Source organism: Kitasatospora albolonga (genome assembly GCF_039535905.1).
GTDB lineage: Bacteria > Actinomycetota > Actinomycetes > Streptomycetales > Streptomycetaceae > Kitasatospora > Kitasatospora albolonga.
In genome coordinates this window covers 83592-104085 of sequence record NZ_BAAAYB010000002.1, presented here as the reverse complement: position 1 = coordinate 104085, position 20494 = coordinate 83592, and the positions used below count along the sequence as shown (strand labels likewise).

General features: G+C 73.1%; 20 protein-coding genes. 7 read left to right on the top strand and 13 right to left on the bottom strand.

Annotated elements, in window-relative coordinates; all coding sequences use genetic code 11:
- A partial coding sequence (gene ccsA, locus ABD946_RS00635; protein WP_345278948.1) for a cytochrome c biogenesis protein CcsA occupies nt 1–438 on the top strand: 438 nt, incomplete at its 5' end.
- Nucleotides 439–1080: 642 nt separating this feature from the next.
- Here ccsA and ABD946_RS00630 read toward each other — a convergent pair.
- The 6 genes from ABD946_RS00630 to ABD946_RS00605 all read right to left on the bottom strand — a co-directional run bounded on the left by ABD946_RS00630 (nt 1081) and on the right by ABD946_RS00605 (nt 6327).
- On the bottom strand, nt 1081–2238 hold the full coding sequence (locus ABD946_RS00630; RefSeq protein ID WP_345278946.1) for an oxygenase MpaB family protein: 1158 nt from the start codon (nt 2236–2238) through the stop codon (nt 1081–1083).
- 21 nt (nt 2239–2259) lie between these two features.
- Nucleotides 2260–3315, bottom strand: coding sequence for a polyprenyl synthetase family protein (locus tag ABD946_RS00625; protein ID WP_345278944.1), 1056 nt, complete (start codon nt 3313–3315; stop codon nt 2260–2262).
- Nucleotides 3308–3595, bottom strand: coding sequence for a polyprenyl synthetase (locus ABD946_RS00620; protein ID WP_345278942.1), 288 nt, complete (start codon nt 3593–3595; stop codon nt 3308–3310). The genes ABD946_RS00625 and ABD946_RS00620 overlap by 8 nt, the downstream gene beginning before the upstream one ends.
- A 162-nt stretch (nt 3596–3757) precedes the next feature.
- Nucleotides 3758–3964, bottom strand: coding sequence for an acyl-CoA carboxylase subunit epsilon (locus ABD946_RS00615; protein ID WP_345278940.1), 207 nt, complete (start codon nt 3962–3964; stop codon nt 3758–3760).
- A 57-nt stretch (nt 3965–4021) separates the two neighbouring features.
- Complete coding sequence (locus tag ABD946_RS00610; protein WP_345278938.1) at nt 4022–5623, bottom strand: acyl-CoA carboxylase subunit beta; 1602 nt, start codon at nt 5621–5623, stop codon at nt 4022–4024.
- Between the two features lie 332 nt (nt 5624–5955).
- Nucleotides 5956–6327 carry a PLD nuclease N-terminal domain-containing protein gene (locus ABD946_RS00605; RefSeq protein WP_345278936.1) on the bottom strand — a complete coding sequence of 124 codons (372 nt, stop codon included), beginning with the start codon at nt 6325–6327 and terminating at the stop codon, nt 5956–5958.
- A gap of 77 nt (nt 6328–6404) precedes the next feature.
- On the opposite strand from ABD946_RS00605, the gene ABD946_RS00600 reads away from it, so the two are divergent.
- Together ABD946_RS00600 and mqnP are read left to right on the top strand one after the other, a co-directional pair.
- Nucleotides 6405–7862: a menaquinone biosynthesis decarboxylase gene (locus tag ABD946_RS00600; protein ID WP_345278934.1), complete on the top strand. Its 1458-nt coding sequence runs from the start codon at nt 6405–6407 to the stop codon at nt 7860–7862.
- Nucleotides 7859–8758, top strand: a complete 900-nt coding sequence (gene mqnP, locus ABD946_RS00595) for a menaquinone biosynthesis prenyltransferase MqnP (RefSeq protein WP_345278931.1) — start codon at nt 7859–7861, stop codon at nt 8756–8758. The genes ABD946_RS00600 and mqnP overlap by 4 nt, the downstream gene beginning before the upstream one ends.
- A 7-nt stretch (nt 8759–8765) precedes the next feature.
- Here mqnP and ABD946_RS00590 read toward each other — a convergent pair whose 3' ends face one another.
- The 6 genes from ABD946_RS00590 to ABD946_RS00565 are packed head-to-tail and all read right to left on the bottom strand — an operon-like array spanning nt 8766 to nt 15341.
- Nucleotides 8766–11426 carry a fumarate reductase/succinate dehydrogenase flavoprotein subunit gene (locus ABD946_RS00590; protein ID WP_345278929.1) on the bottom strand — a complete coding sequence of 887 codons (2661 nt, stop codon included), beginning with the start codon at nt 11424–11426 and terminating at the stop codon, nt 8766–8768.
- Nucleotides 11427–11454: 28 nt separating this feature from the next.
- Nucleotides 11455–12162 carry an ABC transporter ATP-binding protein gene (locus tag ABD946_RS00585; protein WP_345278927.1) on the bottom strand — a complete coding sequence of 236 codons (708 nt, stop codon included), beginning with the start codon at nt 12160–12162 and terminating at the stop codon, nt 11455–11457.
- Entirely contained in the window at nt 12159–12932 is a 774-nt protein-coding gene (locus tag ABD946_RS00580) for an ABC transporter permease (protein ID WP_345278925.1), read from the bottom strand. The genes ABD946_RS00585 and ABD946_RS00580 overlap by 4 nt, the downstream gene beginning before the upstream one ends.
- Entirely contained in the window at nt 12929–14317 is a 1389-nt protein-coding gene (locus ABD946_RS00575; RefSeq protein WP_345278923.1) for an ABC transporter substrate-binding protein, read from the bottom strand. Before ABD946_RS00575 ends, ABD946_RS00580 begins: the two co-directional genes overlap by 4 nt.
- Nucleotides 14318–14336: 19 nt before the next feature.
- Nucleotides 14337–14564, bottom strand: coding sequence for a 4Fe-4S dicluster domain-containing protein (locus ABD946_RS00570; protein ID WP_345278921.1), 228 nt, complete (start codon nt 14562–14564; stop codon nt 14337–14339).
- 24 nt (nt 14565–14588) lie between these two features.
- Nucleotides 14589–15341: a GntR family transcriptional regulator gene (locus ABD946_RS00565; protein ID WP_345278919.1), complete on the bottom strand. Its 753-nt coding sequence runs from the start codon at nt 15339–15341 to the stop codon at nt 14589–14591.
- A gap of 231 nt (nt 15342–15572) precedes the next feature.
- Here ABD946_RS00565 and ABD946_RS00560 point away from each other — a divergent pair, with 231 nt between their 5' ends.
- From ABD946_RS00560 to ABD946_RS00545, 4 genes are all read left to right on the top strand, one after another.
- Nucleotides 15573–15944 (top strand): VOC family protein, encoded by a 372-nt coding sequence (locus ABD946_RS00560; protein ID WP_345278957.1) that lies wholly within the window; start codon nt 15573–15575, stop codon nt 15942–15944.
- A gap of 356 nt (nt 15945–16300) precedes the next feature.
- Nucleotides 16301–17905, top strand: a complete 1605-nt coding sequence (locus ABD946_RS00555) for a YVTN family beta-propeller repeat protein (protein WP_345278917.1) — start codon at nt 16301–16303, stop codon at nt 17903–17905.
- 121 nt (nt 17906–18026) lie between these two features.
- Nucleotides 18027–19295 (top strand): MFS transporter, encoded by a 1269-nt coding sequence (locus ABD946_RS00550; RefSeq protein WP_345278915.1) that lies wholly within the window; start codon nt 18027–18029, stop codon nt 19293–19295.
- Nucleotides 19292–19726, top strand: coding sequence for an HIT family protein (locus ABD946_RS00545; protein WP_345278913.1), 435 nt, complete (start codon nt 19292–19294; stop codon nt 19724–19726). Before ABD946_RS00550 ends, ABD946_RS00545 begins: the two co-directional genes overlap by 4 nt.
- Here ABD946_RS00545 and ABD946_RS00540 read toward each other — a convergent pair.
- The gene (locus ABD946_RS00540) at nt 19710–20423 is read right to left on the bottom strand and encodes an MOSC domain-containing protein (RefSeq protein WP_345278911.1); all 714 of its coding nucleotides are present in this window, start codon (nt 20421–20423) and stop codon (nt 19710–19712) included. The two genes, ABD946_RS00545 and ABD946_RS00540, sit on opposite strands and share 17 nt — an antisense overlap.
- Nucleotides 20424–20494: the final 71 nt, after the last annotated feature.

The window sequence follows — 20494 nt, the reverse complement described above, 5'->3', positions numbered from 1 at the left end:
GCCTTCTACGCGGCCTTCATCGCCACCGCCCTCTACCTCGGCAAGGACTCCTACGACCGCCGGATGGCCGAGGGCAAGGCCACCGGCCCGCTCGGCACCTCCGCCTCGATCTGGCGCCGCCTGCCGGCCGCCTCGACCTTCGACAAGCTCTCCTACCGGATCAACGCGATCGTCTTCCCGCTCTGGACCTTCACCATCGTGGCCGGGGCGATCTGGGCCGAGGCCGCCTGGGGCAAGTACTGGGAGTGGGACCCCAAGGAGACCTGGTCCTTCATCACCTGGGTGTTCTACGCCTGCTACCTGCACGCCCGCGCCACGGCCGGCTGGAAGGGCCGCAAGGCCGCGTACCTGGCGTTGTTGGCCTTCGCCTGCTGGCTCTTCAACTACTACGGCGTCAACATCTTCGTGACGGGGAAGCACTCCTACGCCGGCGTCTGACGCCCGGTCACATCCATCCATCTGTACGAAGAGCGCGAGGAGGGCCGCACCCATGCCGGAGTGCGACGAGGTCATGCTGACCGTCCGAATCACCGCTGCGGAGAGAGCGCTGCTCCGACGGCTGGCCCAGAGCCACCGGAGCGACGTCTCCGAGGTCGTGGCGGACGGTCTGCTCGACGTCCTGCCGACGCTGCACCGGCCCGCGGACGCGTTCAAACTGCTGGCCGCGCTCGCGCCGCCGGCGCCGTGCGCCCAGACCGTCTGGCTACCGGCCCCACTGGCCGACCTCCTGGTCCTCGCCGCCGCCCGGGTCGCCCAGCTCACCGGCGTCCGTCTCGGCTCCGCGAGCGCCATCCTGGGGGCCCACCGTCCGCCTCTGGCTCTCCCAGGACCCCCAGCACCTGGAGGCGAACCTCAGCGTCATGCACGCCGGCCGGGGAGCCGCCCTCGCCGTCGTCGCCTAGGCGGCACGAGGAACGTACGTGGTCGTGCCAGCTGGGCGAGGAACGTACGTGGTGATGCCGGGGGCGCGGGGAACTGCGCGCGGGGGAACGGCAGCACCTGCAACTGGCTGACAGTGGGTCAGTTGCAGGTGAGCCGCCTTCCGATTCGCGCAGTTCCCCGCGCCCCCGGGGTGGCCACTCAGACGGCCAGGCCGGGTGGGACCCACGGGTCGGTGCGGGGCTTCGTCGAGGTGATGCCGTAGTCGGGCTTGAGCTCCTCGGGGATGGCGTACTGCATGACGCGGCCGCGGGTGAGGGAGCTGAGCTCGAAGCGGGTGGTGAGCTCACCGAGGTGGTCGAGGGCCCAGGCGGCCAGCGGGGAGGCGTCCTCCAGGCGTTCCAGGACGCCCAGGGCGGCCGGGGCGAGGGTCACCAGGCGGTCCCAGGGGGAGCGGGGGACCTGGAGCCAGTCGGCGCTGGTGTCGCCGATCAGGAAGCGGATCAGGGCCGCCACCACCGGGTCGAAGAAGGTCCCCGGCACGACCTCCTCGTAGAGGTCGATCAGCTGCTTCGTGAGCAGCGCGCCCTCCTCCGAGGGCCCCATGTGCCGCGCCATGTACCGGTCGGAGAACTCCCGGGCCTGCTCCAGGTCGGCCGGCATCGCGTCGAGCTCGATCCCGAGGATCGCCCCGACCACCTTCCACGCGTAGAAGTAGGCCTCGGCGCCCTCGTTGGACATGTGGATGCCCATCCGGTGCAGCGCGTCCAGCACCTGCACGGAGAACATCATCTGCCCCCCGATCATGTCCTCCTGGCAGATCGGCACCCCGAGCGCCGCCTCGTCCCACCGCCCCTCCCGCCGCAGGTGGTGCCGGATGGAGGCGTGCAGCAGCCGGACCTTCTGCGCGGCGGGCAGGAAGCGCCCGCCGGCCTCGAAGGCGTCGGGCCGCATCAGGTAGAGGGTGAACTGCCCGGTCTCGGCCATCCGCTTCGACGGGTACGCCAGCGAGTGCGTGGCGCTGAGCAGCCTGGCGATGTGCGGGACGACGTAGCAGGCGGGCATCGAGGCGAAGGAGAGCGCCGTGGAGATGTGCACGTTGTTGTCGATGAAGAACAGCCGGGCCTTCTCCATCTGCTCCCAGTCCACCCAGGAGGGCGGCACCGCCGTGGTCTCCAGGTAGGCCCGCGCCTCCTCGGGGACGTCGTCCGGCAGCGGCTGGCCACTCTGCGCGAACCACCGCATCAGGGTGTTGAACTTGCCGACCTCGCCGCGCTCGAAGAGCGCCGCGACCACGGAGTCGGCGAGCGGGTCGCCGAGCAGCCGCAGGGCGTCCATCCGTTCGGGGGTGTACGTCATGGGTCCTCATTCGACGGAGGGTCAGGAAGTGCGCGCGGTGGCGGCGTCGACCAGCTCGCCCAGCGCGGCGGCGGCCGGCCCGGCGACGGGGGCGGTGGCCAGGGCGGTGCGGGCGGCGGTGGTGCGCTCCTCGATCAGCTCCTCGACCCGGGCCCGGGCGCCGGAGCGGACCAGCAGGGCGCGCAGCTCCGCCAGGTCCTCGGGGCCGGGCCGGTCGAGCAGGGCGCGCAGCCTGGCCCGGTCGGCGGGGCCGGAGTTGGCCAGGGCGAGGGCCAGCAGGGCGGTGGGCTTGGCCCCGGCGAGGTCGTCCAGGTTGGACTTGCCGGTCCGCCCGGGGTCGCCGAAGACGCCGAGCAGGTCGTCGCGGAGCTGGAAGGCCTCGCCGAGCGGCAGCCCGTACGCGGTGAAGGCCTCCAGCAGGGCGGGCGGCGCCCCGGCCAGCAGGGCGCCGAGGTGCAGCGGGTGCTCGACGGTGTACTTGGCGGTCTTGTAGCGGACGATCTCCAGGGAGCTCGCCTCCGAGGCGGCGGCGCCCCGGGTGCGCAGCACCTCCAGGCACTCGCCGGCGACCAGCTCCCGGGCCAGGGTGGCCCAGAGCGGGCGGGCCCGGGCCAGGTAGCCGGACGGCAGGCCGCAGGAGGCGAAGAGCTGGCCGGCCCAGGCGGTCAGCAGGTCACCGACCAGCATGGCCAGCGCCCGCCCGGCGGCGTCCCGGCCGGGCCCCTCCGGGGCTGCCTGACGGAGCGCCAGGTGGGCGGTGGGGGAGCCCCGGCGGACCGGGCTGTCGTCGATCAGGTCGTCGTGCACCACGGCCGCCGCGTGCACCAGCTCCATCGCGGTGGCCGCCCGCACCATCGCCTCGCTGTCCGGCTGCCCGGCCGCCCGCCAGCCCCAGTAGGCGAAGGCGGCCCGCAGCCGCTTGCCGTCGGCCACGGCGGCGGTCAACTGCTCGGCGACCGGCTTGAGTTCGGGGTCGATCGCGGTGAGCAGAGCGCACTCCTCCGCCACGAACGCGTGCAGTGCCCCGTCCACCCGGGCCTTCAGTCCGCCGTCCCAGGCAGCGGCGGACTCAGCCACCGCCCGCAGCCTTCCGGTACGCGGCCGAGCGGCGGGCCACCGCCTCCATGTGCGGCTCGGAGCCGGTGGCGAGCCGGCCGAGCAGCAGCTCGCCGCGGGCCCGCAGGTCCTCCTGGCCGTCCGTCAGCAGGGCGTCCAGGTCGGAGCGGCCCAGCGTGCCGCGCAGCCGCCGCAGCAGCCCCTCGGCCTGCTCCAGCCCCAGGTCGACCACCCCGGCCAGGAGTTGGACCGCCTCCGCGCCCCGGTCCGCCGGCTTCCCGTTCCCGTTCGCTGCCACCACGCCTGCGCCTCCACCCCGGTGCGTCCACGAATGGACCGAGCCTGGCAGGGGAGGCGGGCCGTTCTGAAGGGGTGGTCACCGGTCCGGGTGAGAACGCGCCGAAGCCCCGGCACCCGCCAGCACTGGCGTGCTAGTACGGTGCCGGGGCCTCGTGAGGGTGCGTCAGGCCGCCTGCTGCCAGCTGACCGGCGAGAAGTAGGCCGGGCGGCGCTCGATGCGCGACCAGGTGGCGATCGGCTCGACCGCCGGGGCGGCCGCGGCGGCGGCCTGGACGGCGGCCGCACGGGCCATCAGGACGGCGGTCAGGGCGGCCAGCTCCTCGTCGGAGAGCGAGCCGCGGACGATGCGGACAAGCGGTTCGGTGCTCATGGGTTCTTTTCTCCCCCGGCTGGACGTCTGATGGGTTCCGAGCGGCGAAACGCCGTGTTACATCGGCGGGTTGCCGTGCTTGCGGCTGGGCAGGTCCGCGTGCTTGGTGCGGAGCATGGCCAGCGCCGAGGCGAGCACGGCCCGGGTCTCGGCCGGGTCGATCACGTCGTCCACGAGGCCGCGCTCGGCCGCGTAGTACGGGTGCATCAGCTCGCTCTTGTACTCCTTGATCTTGTGCGCACGCATCGCCTCCGGGTCCTCGGCCCCGTTGATGTCGCGGCGGAAGATCACGTTGGCCGCGCCCTCGGCGCCCATCACGGCGATCTCGTTGGTCGGCCAGGCGTAGGACAGGTCGGCGCCGATCGAGCGGGAGTCCATCACGATGTAGGCGCCGCCGTAGGCCTTGCGCAGGATCAGCTGGATCCGCGGCACGGTGGCGTTGCAGTACGCGTACAGCAGCTTGGCGCCGTGCCGGATGATGCCGTCGTGCTCCTGGTCCACGCCGGGCAGGAAGCCGGGCACGTCCAGCATGGTCACCAGCGGGATGTTGAAGGCGTCGCACATCTGGACGAAGCGCGCGGCCTTCTCGCTGGCGTTGATGTCGAGCACGCCGGCCAGCGACTGCGGCTGGTTGGCGATGATGCCGGTGACGTGGCCGTCGATCCGGGCCAGCACGCAGAGCACGTTGGTCGCCCAGCGCTCGTGGACCTCCAGGAACTCGCCGTGGTCGACGACCTCCTCGATCACCTTGCGCATGTCGTACGGACGGTTGCCGTCGGCCGGGACGAGGTCGAGCAGCGACTCGTTGCGGCGCTCCACCGGGTCGTCGTTGGGCGCGACCGGCGGCATCTCGCGGTTGTTCTGCGGCAGCAGCGAGAGCAGGAAGCGCACCTCCTCGATGCAGCTCTGCTCGTCGTCGTAGGCGAAGTGCGAGACGCCGGAGACCGAGGAGTGCACGTCGGCGCCGCCCAGCCCGTTCTGGCTGATCTTCTCGCCGGTGACGGCCTGGACCACGTCCGGGCCGGTGATGAACATCTGCGAGGTCTCGCGGACCATGAAGACGAAGTCGGTCAGCGCGGGGGAGTACGCGGCGCCGCCGGCGCACGGGCCGAGCATCACCGAGATCTGCGGGATCACGCCGGAGGCCCGGGTGTTGCGCTGGAAGATGCCGCCGTAGCCGGCCAGGGCGGTGACGCCCTCCTGGATCCGGGCGCCGGCGCCGTCGTTGAGCGAGACCAGCGGGGCACCGGCCGCGATGGCCATGTCCATGATCTTGTGGATCTTCTGCGCGTGGGCCTCGCCGAGCGCGCCGCCGAAGATCCGGAAGTCGTGGGCGTAGGTGAAGACGGTGCGGCCGTGCACGGTGCCCCAGCCGACGATGACGCCGTCGGTGTGCGGCTTCTTGTGCTCCAGGCCGAAGCCGGTGGCGCGGTGGCGGCGGAGCGGCTCCACCTCGTGGAAGGAGCCCTCGTCCAGCAGGAGGTCGATCCGCTCGCGGGCCGTCAGCTTGCCCTTGGCGTGCTGGGCCTCGGTGGCCTTCTCGCTCGGGCCGCTCAGGACCTGGCTGCGCAGCGCGTGCAGCTCCGCCACCCGGCCCCGGGCGTCCGCCGGGGTCTCGATGGCCTGGCCACCGGCGGGCGCCTCGGGCACAACCGTCATCTCGAACCACTCCAAGTCTGGGGGAACTGTCCGGCTACGGGGCCGCTGTGGGCGGGCCGATCACTGCGAACACTTCTTCACCTACGACACTACGAGGGACCACGGGTCCGTCTCGGCGTCGATTCCGTACAAGGTCGAGCGCCAGAAGCTGTCAGGGCTGCACAGAAAACGGCCCGACCAGGCAGCTGGTCGGGCCGTTCGAGCTCATCCGGCGTCAGGCCGGGTGGCAGGTGAAAGAGCAGGTCAGGGCCGGTTTCCGGGCTTGTTGCGGGGAGGTTGCCGCAGGGTGAAGCGGGCCCCCGCGGCTCGTAGGGATGCGCCAAAGCGCTCCGTCAGCCCTGGTCGGGGCGGTCCCGGTCGTCCTTCCGGTCCCGCAACTCCTGCTCGCGGCGGCGCAGGTCGGCCTCCCACTGCTTCAGGTGCTCGGCGTCCTGGTCCGCCTGCTGCTTCTTGAGCGAGGCGAGGAACTCCGGGTTGTCGTCCGGGGCCACCGGGGCGGCCGCGGTCCGGGCCGGGCGGAGCGTGCCGCGCTGCTTGCCGGCCACCAGCCAGGCGATCGAGCCGACCAGCGGGAAGAGCAGCACGATGATGATCCAGATCACCTTCGGCAGGTACCTGACCTCCTCCTCCGGAGTGGTCAGGCAGTCGATGAACGCCCAGACCCACAGGGCGAGTACGAGCAGGGGCGGAAGGATCCTCAACACGGTGCGTCTCTCCCCGGAAGCGGCGGACGGGGCCCTCTTGGCGTGGCCAGACTAGCCAGTATCGGATACTGGCCCACATGGCATACGACGATCTCCGTTCGTTTCTCCGGGCCCTGGAGCGAGAGGGCGACCTCAAGCGGATCAAGACCGAGGTCGATCCGCACCTGGAGGTCGGTGAGATCGTCGACCGGGTGCAGAAGGCCAAGGGCCCCGCGCTGCTGTTCGAGAACGTCAAGGGCGCCTCGATGCCGCTGGCGATGAACGTCTTCGGCACCGAGCGCCGGCTCTCCAAGGCGCTCGGCCTCAAGGGCCCCGAGGAGATCGCCGAGAAGATCGCCGGGCTGCTCAAGCCCGAGCTGCCGCAGGGCTTCACCGGCTTCCGGGACGCCTTCGGCAAGCTGGCCTCGATGGCCCACGTGCCGCCGAAGAGCGTGAAGTCCGGCGACGCCCCCGTCCAGGAGGTGGTGCTGACGGGCGATCAGGTCGACCTCGACCGGCTGCCCGCGCTCTTCACCTGGCCGCTGGACGGCGGCTCCTTCTTCAACCTCGGCCTGACCCACACCAAGGACCCGGAGACGGGCGTCCGCAACCTCGGCCTCTACCGGCTGCAGCGCCACGACAAGCGCACCATCGGCATGCACTGGCAGATCCACAAGGACAGCCGCAACCACTACGCGAAGGCCGCCAAGCGCGGCGAGCGGCTGCCGGTCGCGATCGCCTTCGGCTGCCCGCCGGCCGTCACCTACGCCTCCACCGCGCCGCTGCCCGGCGACATCGACGAGTACCTGTTCGCCGGCTTCGTCTCGGGCAAGCGGATCGAGATGGTGGACTGCAAGACCGTCCCGCTCCAGGTCCCGGCCAACGCCGAGGTGGTGCTGGAGGGTTGGCTGGAGCCCGGGGAGATGCTGCCCGAGGGTCCGTTCGGCGACCACACCGGCTTCTACACCCCGCAGGAGCCGTTCCCGGCGCTCACCATCGACTGCGTGACGATGCGGTCCCGTCCGCTGCTGCAGTCCATCGTGGTCGGCCGGCCGCCGACCGAGGACGGGCCGCTGGGCAAGTTCACCGAGCGGTTCTTCCTGCCGCTGCTCAAGATCATCATCCCGGACATCGTGGACTACGACCTCCCCGAGGCCGGCGGCTTCCACAACTGCGTGATCGTCTCGATCGACAAGAAGTACCCCAAGCACGCTCAGAAGGTGATGCACGCCATCTGGGGCGCCCACATGATGTCGCTGACCAAGCTGATCGTCGTGGTGGACGCCGACTGCGACGTGCACGACTACCAGGAAGTCGCCTGGCGGGCGCTCGGGAACGTCGACTACAGCCGCGACCTGAGCGTCGTCGAGGGCCCGGTGGACCACCTGGACCACGCCTCCTACCAGCAGTTCTGGGGCGGCAAGGCGGGCATCGACGCGACCCGCAAGCTCCCCGAGGAGGGCTACACCCGGGACGGCGGCTGGCCCGAGATGGTCAGCTCCGACCCGGCCACCGCCGCCCTGGTCGACCGTCGCTGGAAGGAGTACGGGCTGTGACCTCCGTCGCCGCCGCGCCCGAGCCGGGCAAGGTCCGGGCCTTCCTCAACCTGGTGCTGATCGAGCACTCCGTCTTCGCCCTGCCGTTCGCCTACATCGCCGCCTTCACCGCGATGTACCTGACGGACGGTCGGATGCACTGGGGCGCCCTGGTCCTGGTGACGATCTGCATGGTCGGCCTGCGCACCTTCGCGATGGCCGCCAACCGGATCATCGACCGCGAGATCGACGCCCGGAACCCGCGCACCGCCAACCGCGAACTGGTCACCGGCGCGGTCTCCATGCGCACCGCGTACATCGGCTCCGCGGTCGCCCTGCTGGTCTTCCTCGGCTCGGCCGCCCTGCTCAACCCGCTCTGCCTGGCCCTGGCCCCGGTCGCCGTCGTCCCGATGGTGGTCTACCCGTACGGCAAGCGCTTCACCGACTTCCCGCACGCCATCCTCGGCCTGGCCCAGGCCATGGGCCCGATCGGCGCCTGGCTGGCCGTCACCGGCAGCTGGTCCTGGGACGCCGTCGTCCTCGGCCTCGCCGTCGGCATCTGGATCGGCGGCTTCGACCTGATCTTCGCCACCCAGGACGTCACCGCCGACCGCGCCGAGGGCGTCCGCTCCTTCCCGGCCCGCTTCGGCGTCCCGGCCGCCCTCTACGGCGCCCGCGTCTGCCACACCGTCACCCTCGGCCTGCTGGTCTGGTACGCCCTCCTCACCCACGCGGGCCCGGCCTTCTGGGTCGGCCTGGCGGTGGTGGCCGGCGCCTTCGTCTACGAGCACACCATCGTCAAGCCGCACGACCTCTCGAAGCTCAACCGCGCCTTCTTCACCACCAACGGCTTCGTCGGCATCTCGCTCTTCGTCTTCGCCCTGCTCGACCTGGTCCTGCGCGGCCTGAAGCTCTGACGGTGCGTCACCCCTTGAGCGCCAGGCGCGCGTAGGCGCGGACATCGGCGTCGGGGTCGGCGAGACGGGCTCGGAGGGCTTCGGCCAGCTCCGGGCCCGTTCGCACGTGCGGGGCCGCGGCGCGGACGGCGGATTTGCGGACGTCGGCCTCGGGGTCGGTGAGGTAGGGGAGCAGGGCGTCCAGGGCGGCGGCGGAGCCGAGGGCGGTGGCGGCGGTCCTGCGGACCTGCCAGGCGGGGTCGGGGGTGGTGGCCAGGGTCAGGAGGGGGTCGGGGCAGTTGAGGCCGGCCGCGCCCTGGAAGGCGGCGGCGCGGACCAGGGGGTCGGGGTCGGTGGCGAGGGTGGTGAGGGTGGGGACGGCGACGGGGGAGGCGATGGTGCCCAGGCCCTCGGCGGTGGCGACCCGGACCTCGCGGGCCTGGTCGGCGGCGGAGGGGAGCAGGGCCGGGGCGGCGTCCAGGGAGACCAGGCCGTGGACGGCCTGGAGGCGGACGGGGACCGCGGGATCGCGGAGTGCGGAGGCGTAGAGGGGGAGTTCGCCCGTGCGCAGGGCGCGGGAGAGTTCGAGCACGCCCGCGCGCACCACCGGGTCGGGGGAGGCCGCGTGCGGGAGCAGGGCGGGGCCGAGCGCGGCGGTGAGGACGGGGAGCAGCTCGCGCAGGGCGGCCACCGCGGCGGTGCGCACGGAGGCGTCGGCGTCGGCCAGGGTGCGGGCGAGGGCGGCCCCGGTGCCGTCCGAGGGGTGCTCGGTGGTGAGGGCGACGGCGGTGCGGCGGACCTCGGCGGCCGGGTCGTGGAGGTAGGGGAGGAGCTCGGGGAGGGTGGGCTCGTCGAGGAGGAGCAGCGAGCGGAGGACGGGGGAGGAGGCGGCGGTGGGGGCGGAGGCGGTGGCCGGGCTGACGGTGGCTCCGGTCCGGCCGACCACCAGCGGGTGCACCTCGCCGAGGACGGTGACGGGGAGGGCCGGGGGCACGAGGCCGTCCACCGGCACCAGGTAGGGCGCGACCGGCCGGGTCAGGAACTCCATCGTCCCGGCCGCGGTCCGGCGCAGGTTGAGGTGGCTGAACCAGCGCTCGTCGTCCCGCCCGGGGTGGTCGACCCGGGAGTGGTAGAGGCCCCAGCGGCTCTCGGTGCGGGCCAGCGAGGAGCGGGCGGCCATCTCGGCGCAGTCCCGGATGAAGTCGACCTCGACGGCCCGCATCAGCTCGTGCGGGGTGCGGGCGCCGATCCCGGCCACCTCGCCGCGCATCCGCTCGAAGTGCTCCAGCGCCACCGACAGCCGGGCCCCGGTCTTCGGCGGCGCCACGTAGTCGTTGACGAAGCGTCGGAGCTTGTACTCCACCTGCGGCTGCGGCGGCCCGTCCGGGTTGCGCAGCGGACGGTAGATCAGTTCGTGGGCGGCGGCCACCTGGTCGAGGGGGAGCGGGGCCCGGGCGGACGGCAGGTGGGCGGCGGCGTGGGTCCCCGCCAGGTCCCCGAAGACGAAGGCGCCGATCATGTAGTTGTGCGGCACGCAGGCCAGGTCCCCCGCCGCGTACAGCCCGGGCACCGTGGTGGCCGCGTTCTCGTCCACCCAGACCCCGCTCGCGGAGTGGCCGCCGCAGAGGCCGATCTCGGAGATGTGCATCTCGATGTCGTGGGTGCGGTAGTCGTGCCCGCGCCCGGCGTGGAAGGTGCCCCGGGTGGGGCGTTCGGTGGTGTGCAGGATGCCTTCCAGCGCCTGCACGGTCTCCTCCGGCAGGTGGGTGGTGCGCAGGTAGACCGGGCCCCGGTCGGAGGCCACCTCGGCGGCGAACTCGGCCATCATCTGCCCGGACCAGTAGTCGGAGTCGACGAAGCGCTCGCCGTGCCGGTTCACCTGGTAGCCGCCGAAGGGGTTGGCCACGTACGCGCAGGCGGGCCCGTTGTAGTCCTTGATCAGCGGGTTGATCTGGAAGCACTCGATGCCGCTCAGCTCGGCGCCCGCGTGGTACGCCATCGCGTAGCCGTCCCCGGCGTTGGTCGGGTTCTCGTACGTCCCGTAGAGGTAGCCGCTGCTGGGCAGGCCGAGCCGGCCGCAGGGGCCGGTGGCCAGCACCACCGCCCCGGCCGAGACGGTGACGAACTCCCCGCTGCGGGTGTCGAAGGCGGCCGCGCCGACCGCCCGGCCGCCGGCGGTGAGCACCCGCACCGGCATCACCCGGTTCTCGATGGTGATCCGCTCGCGCATGTGACGCTGCCTCAGCACCCGGTAGAGCACCTTCTTGACGTCCTTGCCCTCCGGCATCGGCAGCACGTACGAGCCGCTGCGGTGCACCTGGCGGACCTGGTACTCGCCGTACTCGTCCTTCTCGAACTTGACCCCGTACCCCTCCAGCCGCCGCACCATGGCGAAGCCCCGGGTGGCGGTCTGCCGCACCGTCCGCTGGTCGACGATGCCGTCGTTGGCCCGGGTGATCTCGGCGACGTAGTCGTCCGGCTCGGCCCGGCCGGGGACGACGGCGTTGTTGACGCCGTCCATGCCCATGGCCAGCGCGCCGGAGTGGCGGACGTGGGCCTTCTCCAGCAGCAGCACGGTGGCCCCCGCCTCGGCGGCGCTGATCGCGGCCATCGAGCCGGCGGTGCCGCCGCCGATCACCAGCACGTCGCACTCCAGGCGGCGGGCCTCGGACAGCTCGGGGATCTGCATGGGTCGACGTGCCTTTCGGAGGAGGGGTTCAGGAGAGCGTGGCGAGCAGGTGGTCGCGCAGCTCGGGGCGGGCGGCGGACGGGCGGGGCACCTCGTGCAGGGCCAGCAGGCGGCCGCCGCCGAGCACCGCGACCCGGTCGCCGAGCAGCAGTGCCTCGTCCACGTCGTGGGTGACGAAGACCACCGTGCAGCCCTCCTTCTCCCGTACGGTGAGCAGGAGTTGCTGCATCGCATGCCGGTTCTGCGCGTCCAGCGCGCCGAACGGCTCGTCCATCAGCAGCGCCCTCGGTGAGCCGGCCAGTGCCCGCGCCAGCTGGACGCGTTGCCGCTGCCCGCCGGACAACTGCCGTGGCAGCCGGTCCTGGTGGTCCTCCAGACCGACCCGCCGCAGCCAGCCGAGGGCCGGCTCCCGGCGTTCCGGCCGGCGCAACCCGGCGATGGCCAGCGGGAGTTCGACGTTGCGGCGGGCGCTGCGCCAGGGCAGCAGGCCGTCCTCCTGGAAGACCAGGGCGCGCTCGGCGGAGGGGCCGCGCAGCGGGGCGCCGTCGGCCAGCAGCTCGCCACCGGTGGGCGGCAGCAGGCCGGCCAGGGCGCGCAGCAGGGTGGACTTGCCGCAGCCGGAGGCACCCAGCACGGTGAGCAGTTCGCCGGGGGCGACGTCCAGGTCCAGGCCCTCGACCACGGGGTGCCCGGCGTGCCCGAGCGAGAGCCCCCGGGCGGTCAGTCGCAGGCTCATCCGGCACCTCCGGGGCGCGGCGGCAGCCAGGCGGTCAGCCGGCGGCCGAGCAGTTCGACCGCGCCGGAGGTGAGCCAGCCGAGCAGGCCGATGGTGACGATGCCGACGAACACGCCGGGGTAGTCCAGCACGGTGTACGCCTGCCAGGTGCGGTAGCCGACGCCGAACTGACCGGAGATCATCTCGGCCGAGATCACGCAGATCCAGGAGACCCCGAGGCCGACCGAGAGCCCGCCGACCACCCCGGGCAGGGCGGCCGGCAGCACCACGCTCCACAGCACCCGCCCGCGGCCGCCGCCCATGGTGCGCACGGCCTCCTCCCAGAGCGGCGGCACGGCCCGCACCGCGTGCCGGGTGGCCACCGTGACGGGGAAGAAGGCGGCGGCGAAGGTGATCGCCACGATGCCCTGCTCGTTCTCGGGGAAGAGCATGATGGCGACGGGCACCAGCGCGATCGCCGGGACCGGCCGGACCACCTCCAGCACCGGGCCGAGCAGGTCGGCCGCCCAGCGCGAACGGGCGGTGAGCACCCCGGCGGCCACGCCGAGCAGCCCGGCCAGCAGGAAGCCGGTGCCGATCCGGCGCAGACTCTCCGTCAGGTCCTGCCAGTACTCCTCGGTGCCCAGCCGCAGGCCGAAGGCGTGCCAGACTTGGACGGCCGTCGGCAGGTGGTCGAAGCGCACCCAGAGCCGGACGTGCCGCGCCGTCAGCAGCTGCCAGAGCCCGACGGCGGCGAGCAGCGCGGCCAGCCGCACCAGGCGCCGGGTCATGAGGCGGCCAGGGCTTCCCGGTAGGAGAGCTGCCGGGCGTCGGGGTGCGCGGCCAGGTACGCCTTCGCGCCGTCCTCGGTGGTGAACGGCAGCAGCTTCGCCCCGTCCCGCACCCACAGGTCGTGGTCGGCGAACCACCGGGTGCCGGTGGCCGCGTCCGGCACGTAGGCGGCGCGGAGCTTCTTCCCGCCCGCCTCGGCGGCCTTCACGGCCTTCAGCAGGCAGCCCGGGTCGGCGGCCGGCCGGGTGGACTCCTCGCCCTCCAGCCAGAGTTCACCGGCCAGGGCCGGGTCGGTGACCGGCAGGCCGCAGAGCTCGTCGGTGCCGGCGATCCGGGCCGGCGGGACGGCCGGGAGCGCGGCCTTCGCCAGGTAGGAGGGGTCGACGAAGGCGTCAAGGTCCAGCGCCTTGAGCACGCCGACCGACTTGAGGAAGGGCACGTCCTCGCGCAGCGCGGTGAGCAGCTCGGGGCGGAGCTCGGTGCCGAAGGTGGCGATGCCGTTGGGGCCGTTGTACAGGTGCACCACCTCGGCGGGCAGGCCGGTGGCCTCGGCGACCTTCCGACTGGCGGCCAGCGGCTGCTCGTTGAGGTACTCGGTGGCATCCTGCTGGGCGGCCAGGAAGGCGTTCACCACCTCGGGCCGCTCGGTGCCGAACTTCTGCCGGACCACCACCCCGTGCAGGGTGGGCCTGGCCAGCGCGGCGCCGTCGTAGAGCAGCCGCCCGTCCCCGGCGAAGACCACCGCGCCGGGCCAGGCGACGAACTGGGCCAGCGCGTCCACGCCGCCCGCCTTGAGGGCCGAGGCGCCGACGGCCGGCTGCTGGTTCTGCTTCTGGATCCCGTCGTCCGGCACTCCGGCCTTGCGCAGCGCCTGCACCAGGGTGCCGTCGGCGGCCGAGCCGACCGAGGTGGAGACCTTCCTGCCCTTCAGGTCGGCCAGGGTGTGCGCGGGCGAATCCTTGGGCACCACAACGGAGTTGAGCGCACCCAGCAGGTTGTAGCCGGTCACCGAGACCAGCCGGGTGCCGGGGCCGCCGGCCTCCTGGGCGCGGGAGCCGTTGATCAGCAGCGGGTAGTCGCCCATCGAGCCGATGTCGGTCTTGTCGGCGAGCATCTGTGCGGTGATCGGGGCGCCGGAGTCGTAGTCCTGCCAACTCACGGTGTAGGTCTTGCCGTTCTGCTTCCCGAGCTCGGCCAGGCGCTGCTCGAAGTACCCCTGGGCGCGCAGCAGGGTGCCGGCGGTGACGGTGTTGATGGTCTTGGACTGGTAGCCCACCACCACCTGGACGGTGCTGCCGCCCCCGGCCGCCCCGTCGGCGGAGGAGCAGGCGGTGGCGGCGGTCAGCGTCGCGGCGGCCAGCAGGGCGCCGGTGCGTGCTCTCATGGTCTGGGGGCTTCCTCAACTATCGGAGCAGATAGGGCATGTTGACGGTGACCGCCCCGGTGGGGCAGCGGGCGGCGCACGGGCCGCAGTACCAGCACTCGTCCACGTGCATGTAGGCCTTGCCGTTCTCCTGGTCGATGGCCAGCGAGTCCAGCGGGCACATCTCCACGCAGAGCGTGCAGCCCTCGATGCAGAGCGAGGCGTCGATGGTCACGGGCACGTCGGAGCGGTGGTCGGCGAGTGCCATGGGGTTGCCTCTCGGGAGGGTGTGTCAGGGGAGGTCGCGCAGCAGCTGCCCGCGCATGGTGAGCCGGTCGCCGCGGAAGCGCACGTACTCCAGGTCGACGGGGCGTCCGTCGGCCAGGGTGGTCAGCCGCTCCAGCATCAACAGGGCGGTGCCGCGCGGGACTTCGAGCACGGTGGCGGAGTGCGGGTCGGCGTTGACCGCCTCCAGGGTGATGTCGGCCCGGCCGAGCGGCTGGCCGGCCACCTCCTCGATCAGCCGGAAGATGTCCTGCCCGGCCAGGTCGGCGGCGTCCAGCTCCGCCCCGATGTCCGGGGCCAGGTAGGTGAGGTCGAGCGAGAGCGGCAGCCCGTTTAGCCGTCGCAGCCGCTCCACGTAGACCACCTCGGCGCCGTCCGGCAGCCCGAACCGCCGGGCCACCGGGCCGGGGGCCCGGACCGGGCCGAACGCCCGCACCTCGTTGACCACGTCGCCGTGCTCGTGCAGGGTCTCGGCCAGGCCCTCCAGCCGGTTCAGGCCGTGCGGTACCTTCTCCGCCACCACCTGGGTCCCGGAGCCGGGCACCCGGCGGATCAGGCCCTCCTCGCGGAGCAGGTCCAGCGCCTCCCGGACGGTGTTCCGGGACGTGCCGAACTCCTCGGCCAGCCGGTCCTCGTGCGGCAGCGAACGGGCTGCCCCCCGGCCGTCCAGCACCTGGCGGCGCAGCACGTCGGCCACCTGCCGGGCGCGGTCGGCGCGCAGCCGCCGGGCCGTCGGTCGGGTGCCGTTCTCGCTGGTCATCGCGGTGCTCCGAGGGGGAGGGGGTCGGTTCGCCAGAACCCTAGGGCCGTACCGGCGGGTTTTTCGTTGCGGCGGCATTACGCCACCTGACGGTCCGTCTCCACCCGCCTGGCCTGCGGCGATTCCGGTACGGCCGGCCGTACTGCCACCGCGGCGCCGTGTCGGGACGGGCCCGGCGGGCGGGCGCGCGGGATGCTGGGGGCACCGGTGTCCGAGCCTTGGGAGCACATGATGATCGGCAAGCTGCAGTGCGTGGTGCTGGACTGCCACTACCCGGCGGGGCTGGCCCACTTCTACGCCGAGCTGCTCGGCGGCGAGCTCGACCGGCCGGACCCGCGCTGGTCCCTGGACGAGGAGTGGTCCACCGTGCACGTGCCCGGCGGGATGGTGCTGGGCTTCCAGCGGGTGGAGGACTACCGCCCGCCGATGTGGCCGGACCCGGCCCACCCCCAGCAGCTCCACCTGGACGTGGAGGTGGCGGACCTGGACGAGGCCGAGACGCGGGTGCTGGCACTCGGCGCGGTCCGCAAGGACGTCGAGACCGGCTGGCGGGTCTACGTGGACCCGGCGGGGCACCCCTTCTGTCTGGTGAAGGCGCACTGATCGTTCGGGTGTTCCCCGCGCGCAGCTCGGTGCACGGCGCGTTTCGTGCGGCGCGCGCCGGTCGAATTCTCGCGCGCCGCCTGCTGCGAGCGCTGTGGCAGATGTGACTGATGGGGCGCAGATCGACTCATGAGGTGCCCCACGTCCCAGGGGTACGGCGGCACACCGGGTGCAGGTGGTGTGGACGGTCGGTGGGGGAGGTGTGACGGACGCCCGGTGTCCGGCGTTCGATGGACGCGCCCGGCGCGGGCCGCCTACAACGGATGGCGTCCAGCGGGGGGCGCGTCAACTGTGTGACGGTCCACCGCCGTTGACGCCACCCTTGCCTTCCAGGCGTCCGAGTAGAGAGACCACCCATGCCCATATCCGCTGTACTGCGCCGCCCGGCGGCAGCCCTCACGGCGCTGCTGCTGACCGCCCCGCTCGCCGCCGCCGCCACCCTGGCCGCGCCGGGCACCGCGCACGCGGCCGTCGGCACCGGCCACCTGTACGTGGCCAACTCCGGCACCGACGACGTCTCCGTGGTGGACACCGCCACCGGCACGGTGACCGCCACCGTGCCGGTCGGCGACGCCCCGCGCGGCGTGGCGGCCGCCCCCGACGGCGGCCGGGTCTACGTCGCCGACAGCGGCTCGGACGCGGTCTCGGTGATCTCCACCGCGAGCAACACGGTGACCGCCACCGTCCCGGTCGGTGACGGGCCCAACGGACTGGCCGTCAGCCCCGACGGCTCCCGGGTCTACGTGGCCGACTTCAACGCCAACACCGTCTCGGTGATCGACACCGCCAGCAACACCGTGGCGGTCACCGTCCCGGTCGGCTCCCAGCCGTTCAACCTGGCGGTCACGCCGGACGGTTCGCGGGTCTACGTGGCGGACTCCGACTCCAACACCGTCTCGGTGATCGACACCGCCGGCGCCACGGTGACCGCCACCATCCCGGTGGCCCAGTTCCCGGAGGCCGTCGCGGTCAGCCCCGACGGCAGCAAGGTCTACGTCGGCGGCTACAGCAGCGCCACCCTCAACACCATCGACACCGCCACCAACACCGTGGTCGCGGCCCTGTCGGTCGGTGCGGGCACCAACGCGGCGGTGGTCTCACCGGACGGCGGCAGCCTCTACCTCGGCAGCTTCAACGCCGCCGCCAACCTGACCGTGGTGGACACCTCCACCCAGACCGTCAGCGGCAGCCTGGCGGCCGGCAAGGTGCGCGGCGTCGCGCTGGACCCGAGCGGCGCCACCCTCTACGCCACCGACTTCCCGGGCGACCGGGTCTCCGTGGTCGACAGCGCCACCCGCACCCTGACCGCCGTCGTCCCGGTCGGCACCGACCCGTACGGCCTGGCCTTCGTCCGCCCGCAGGCCCCGGTGCCCGCCCCCGTGGTCTCCGGCATCAGCCCGTCGAGCGGCCCGGCCGCCGGCGGCACCGTGGTCACCGTCGACGGCACCGGCCTGTCGGGGGCGAGTTCGGTCAAGTTCGGCTCCACCGAGGCCAGTTCGTTCAGCGTCGCGACCGACAACCGGCTGACCGCGGTCGCCCCGGCGGGCACCGGGACGGTCGACGTCACCGTCACCACCCCGGGCGGCAGCAGCGCCACCTCGGCGGCCGACCGCTTCACCTACACCGTGGTCACCGACCCGGGCACCCCGCACTCCACCGCGCTGAGCGCCGCACCCACCCTGTTCTCGGTCGGCGCGGGCGGCCTGACCGTCGGCCTGACCCTCTCCGCCACCCTGACCGACACCACCGCCCACCTCCCGGCGGCCGGACAGACCGTCAGGTTCACCGTCGGAAGCGCCACCGTCTGCACCGCCGTCACCAACGCCCACGGCACCGCCACCTGCAGCGGCCTGGTCCCGTTGCTCACCGTGGTGCTGGCCGGCGGCTACCAGGCCACCTTCGCCGGCACCCCGGCCCTCAAGCCCGCCACCGCCAAGGCCGGCCTGATCCGACTCGGCTGACTCCCACCGCTCCGCGCCGGCCGAGTCCCCACCGGGGGCTCGGCCGGACCCCTTCCAGGGAACGGTCGCGGGCGGAGAAAGTCGTTGACGGGTACCTCGTCCTTCTCTAATGTCATTTCACATGGCACATTTCACGTGTCACTCCGAGGTCGCGCTGCTGCGCCAGCGCTCCGCCGCCCTGTTCTTCGGCTCCGACCTGCTCGGCGCCGCTGCCCGCTACCTGCTCACCCTGGCCCTGGCGGTCTGGGTGCAGCAGGACACCGGCTCGGCCGGGCTGGCCGGGCTCACCATGCTGTTCGTGACGGCCGGCGGCCTGACCTCCCCGCTCACCGGGGCGCTGGTGGACCGGCTGCCCGCCCGCTGGGCGCTGGTGCTGCCGCTGGGCGCCACCGCAGCGGTGCTGACCACCCTTCAGCTCGGCGACGGCCGCCCGGTGCTGCCGCTGCTCTACGCGGTCGGCTTCCTGTACGGCGCGCTCGGCGCGATGGCGGACACCGCGCAGTCGGTCGGCATCACCCAGCTCTTCGAGGACGACGCCCTCGTACAGGTCAACGCGCTGCACCAGACGCTCAGCCGGGGCCTGCGGGTGGTCATGCCGCTGGCCGGGGTCGGGATGTACGCGGCCTCCGGGATCGGGCTCACCGTGACGGCGGTCTGCCTGCTCCACCTGGCCGCCGCAGCCCTGGTGCTGCTGCTTCCGCTGGCCCCCGCCGCGGCCGAGTCGGAGCCGTTCTCGCTGCGTGCGCTGGGCCGGGACGTCCGGCGCGGACAGGCCGTGATCCACGGCGACGGCCTGCTGCGGGTGGTGGTCTACGCGGCGGCCGGTTCGCTCTTCTTCCTGAACTTCTTCGAGTCGGTTGGCCTGGCCATGGTCACCCAGGGGCTCGGCCGGTCGGCCACCTACCTGGCCTTCCTCATCACCCTCCAGGGCTTCGCGACCATCGTCTCGGGCACCCTGCTGGCCCGCTTCGGCAAGGGCGTCGGGCTCGGACGGCTGATGCTCGCCGGCCTGGCCTGTTTCGCGCTCTCCGCACTGCTCCAGGGCACCGGGGTGCTGCCCTTGGTGGTGACGGCGATGCTGGTGGCCGGGGCCGGGCTGCCGATGTGCATCGTCGCGATGGTGACGACCGTTCAGTCCAGGGCTCCGCGCGAGCAGTTGGGCCGGGTGCACGGGGCGATGCAGTTCGTGATCGGGGTGCCGCAGGGCATCGGGGTGGCGCTCGGCGCCTGGCTGGTCACCGTCACCGACTACCGGATCGCCTGCGGGGTGATCTGCGCCGGGCTGCTGGTCACCGCGCTGGCCCTGGCCGCCGCCCGCTCCCGCCCGCTCTCGGCCGCGGCCTGGCGGGCCGGGGAGCCGGTGGAGGAGCCGGCGGGGGCAGCTCGATGACCGCTGCGGCGGCGTACGCCGAGGACTGCGTGTTCTGCGCGATCCGCGCGGGCCGCGGCCCGGCCACGGTGGTGCTGGACGCCCCGGAAGCGCTGGTGGTGATGGATGTCGCCCCGTCCGCGCCGGGCCAGCTGGTGCTGATGCCGGACGGTGGCGAGCAGGGGGTGGCCGAGGCCGCCCGGCTGCTGCCGCGCTGTGTCCGGGCCCTGGAGGCGGCCGGGTTCGCCGAGCGGGCGGTGCACGCCGTCGTCCGCTGGGACCTGGAGCACCCGGACCACCCCCACCCGGTGATCACCGTGGTGCCGGGGCCGCACGGCCTGCGGCCCAACCCGCTGGGCGGGTACGTCACCCGGGCCCGGCTGGAGGAGGACGCCCGGCTGATCGTCCGGGCGTTCGGTGCCGACGGGGCCCCGGTCAGTCCTCCAGGGTGAGCCGGTCGCCGATCCGGAGGCGGCCCGGGTGGGCGACGGTGGCCAGGGCGTCCAGGCGACCGTCGTGGGCGTGGTCGATGGTCTTGAGGATCTCCGGCGCGTGCGGCAGGCCGGGCTGGGCGGTGCCGGACATGACGCACCGTTCGCTGGAGCGGACGAAGGCCAGCACCAGCCCGGTGGGGGTGGCCGCGCTGCGGCCGAACCAGGTGTCCTCGGTGAACGGGGCGGTGCCCGGCGGGGTGCGCAGCAGCACGTTCGGCCGGAACCGGCGCTCGTCCACGGCGGTCTCCGGCAGCTCGGCGCGCAGCCAGTCCAGGGTGGCGGTGGTCAGCACGCTGACCGGTAGCTGGTCGAAGTGCGAGACGGTGTCCTCCCGGGCCAGCTCCACGTCCTCGCGCTGGAGGTAGGCGCGCAGGAAGGCGTCCGGATCGGGGACGGGCTTGCCCAGCGGGTCGAGCAGTTCGGGGGCGGTCAGCCGGGTGCCGAGCCGCGAGCCCAGCCGCAGCAGCCCGTCCATCCGGCGGAACCTCCGGGTGGACTTCCCGGAGCCGAGCTTTCCGGCCCCGTCCCGGACGGCGTACAGCCGGTCGCCCGCCAGCCCGCGCTCGTCCACCTCCACGGAGTCGAGCCGCTCGCCCCCGGTCGACTTGACCGGGTAGCGCCACAGCCGCTCGATCACGCCGATGATCTCTGCCATGACGAGAGCGTAGCGGCGGCACCGGAAGTTGGTCTAGACCATGACAGCCCGACCGGCCGGGTACCGTCGGG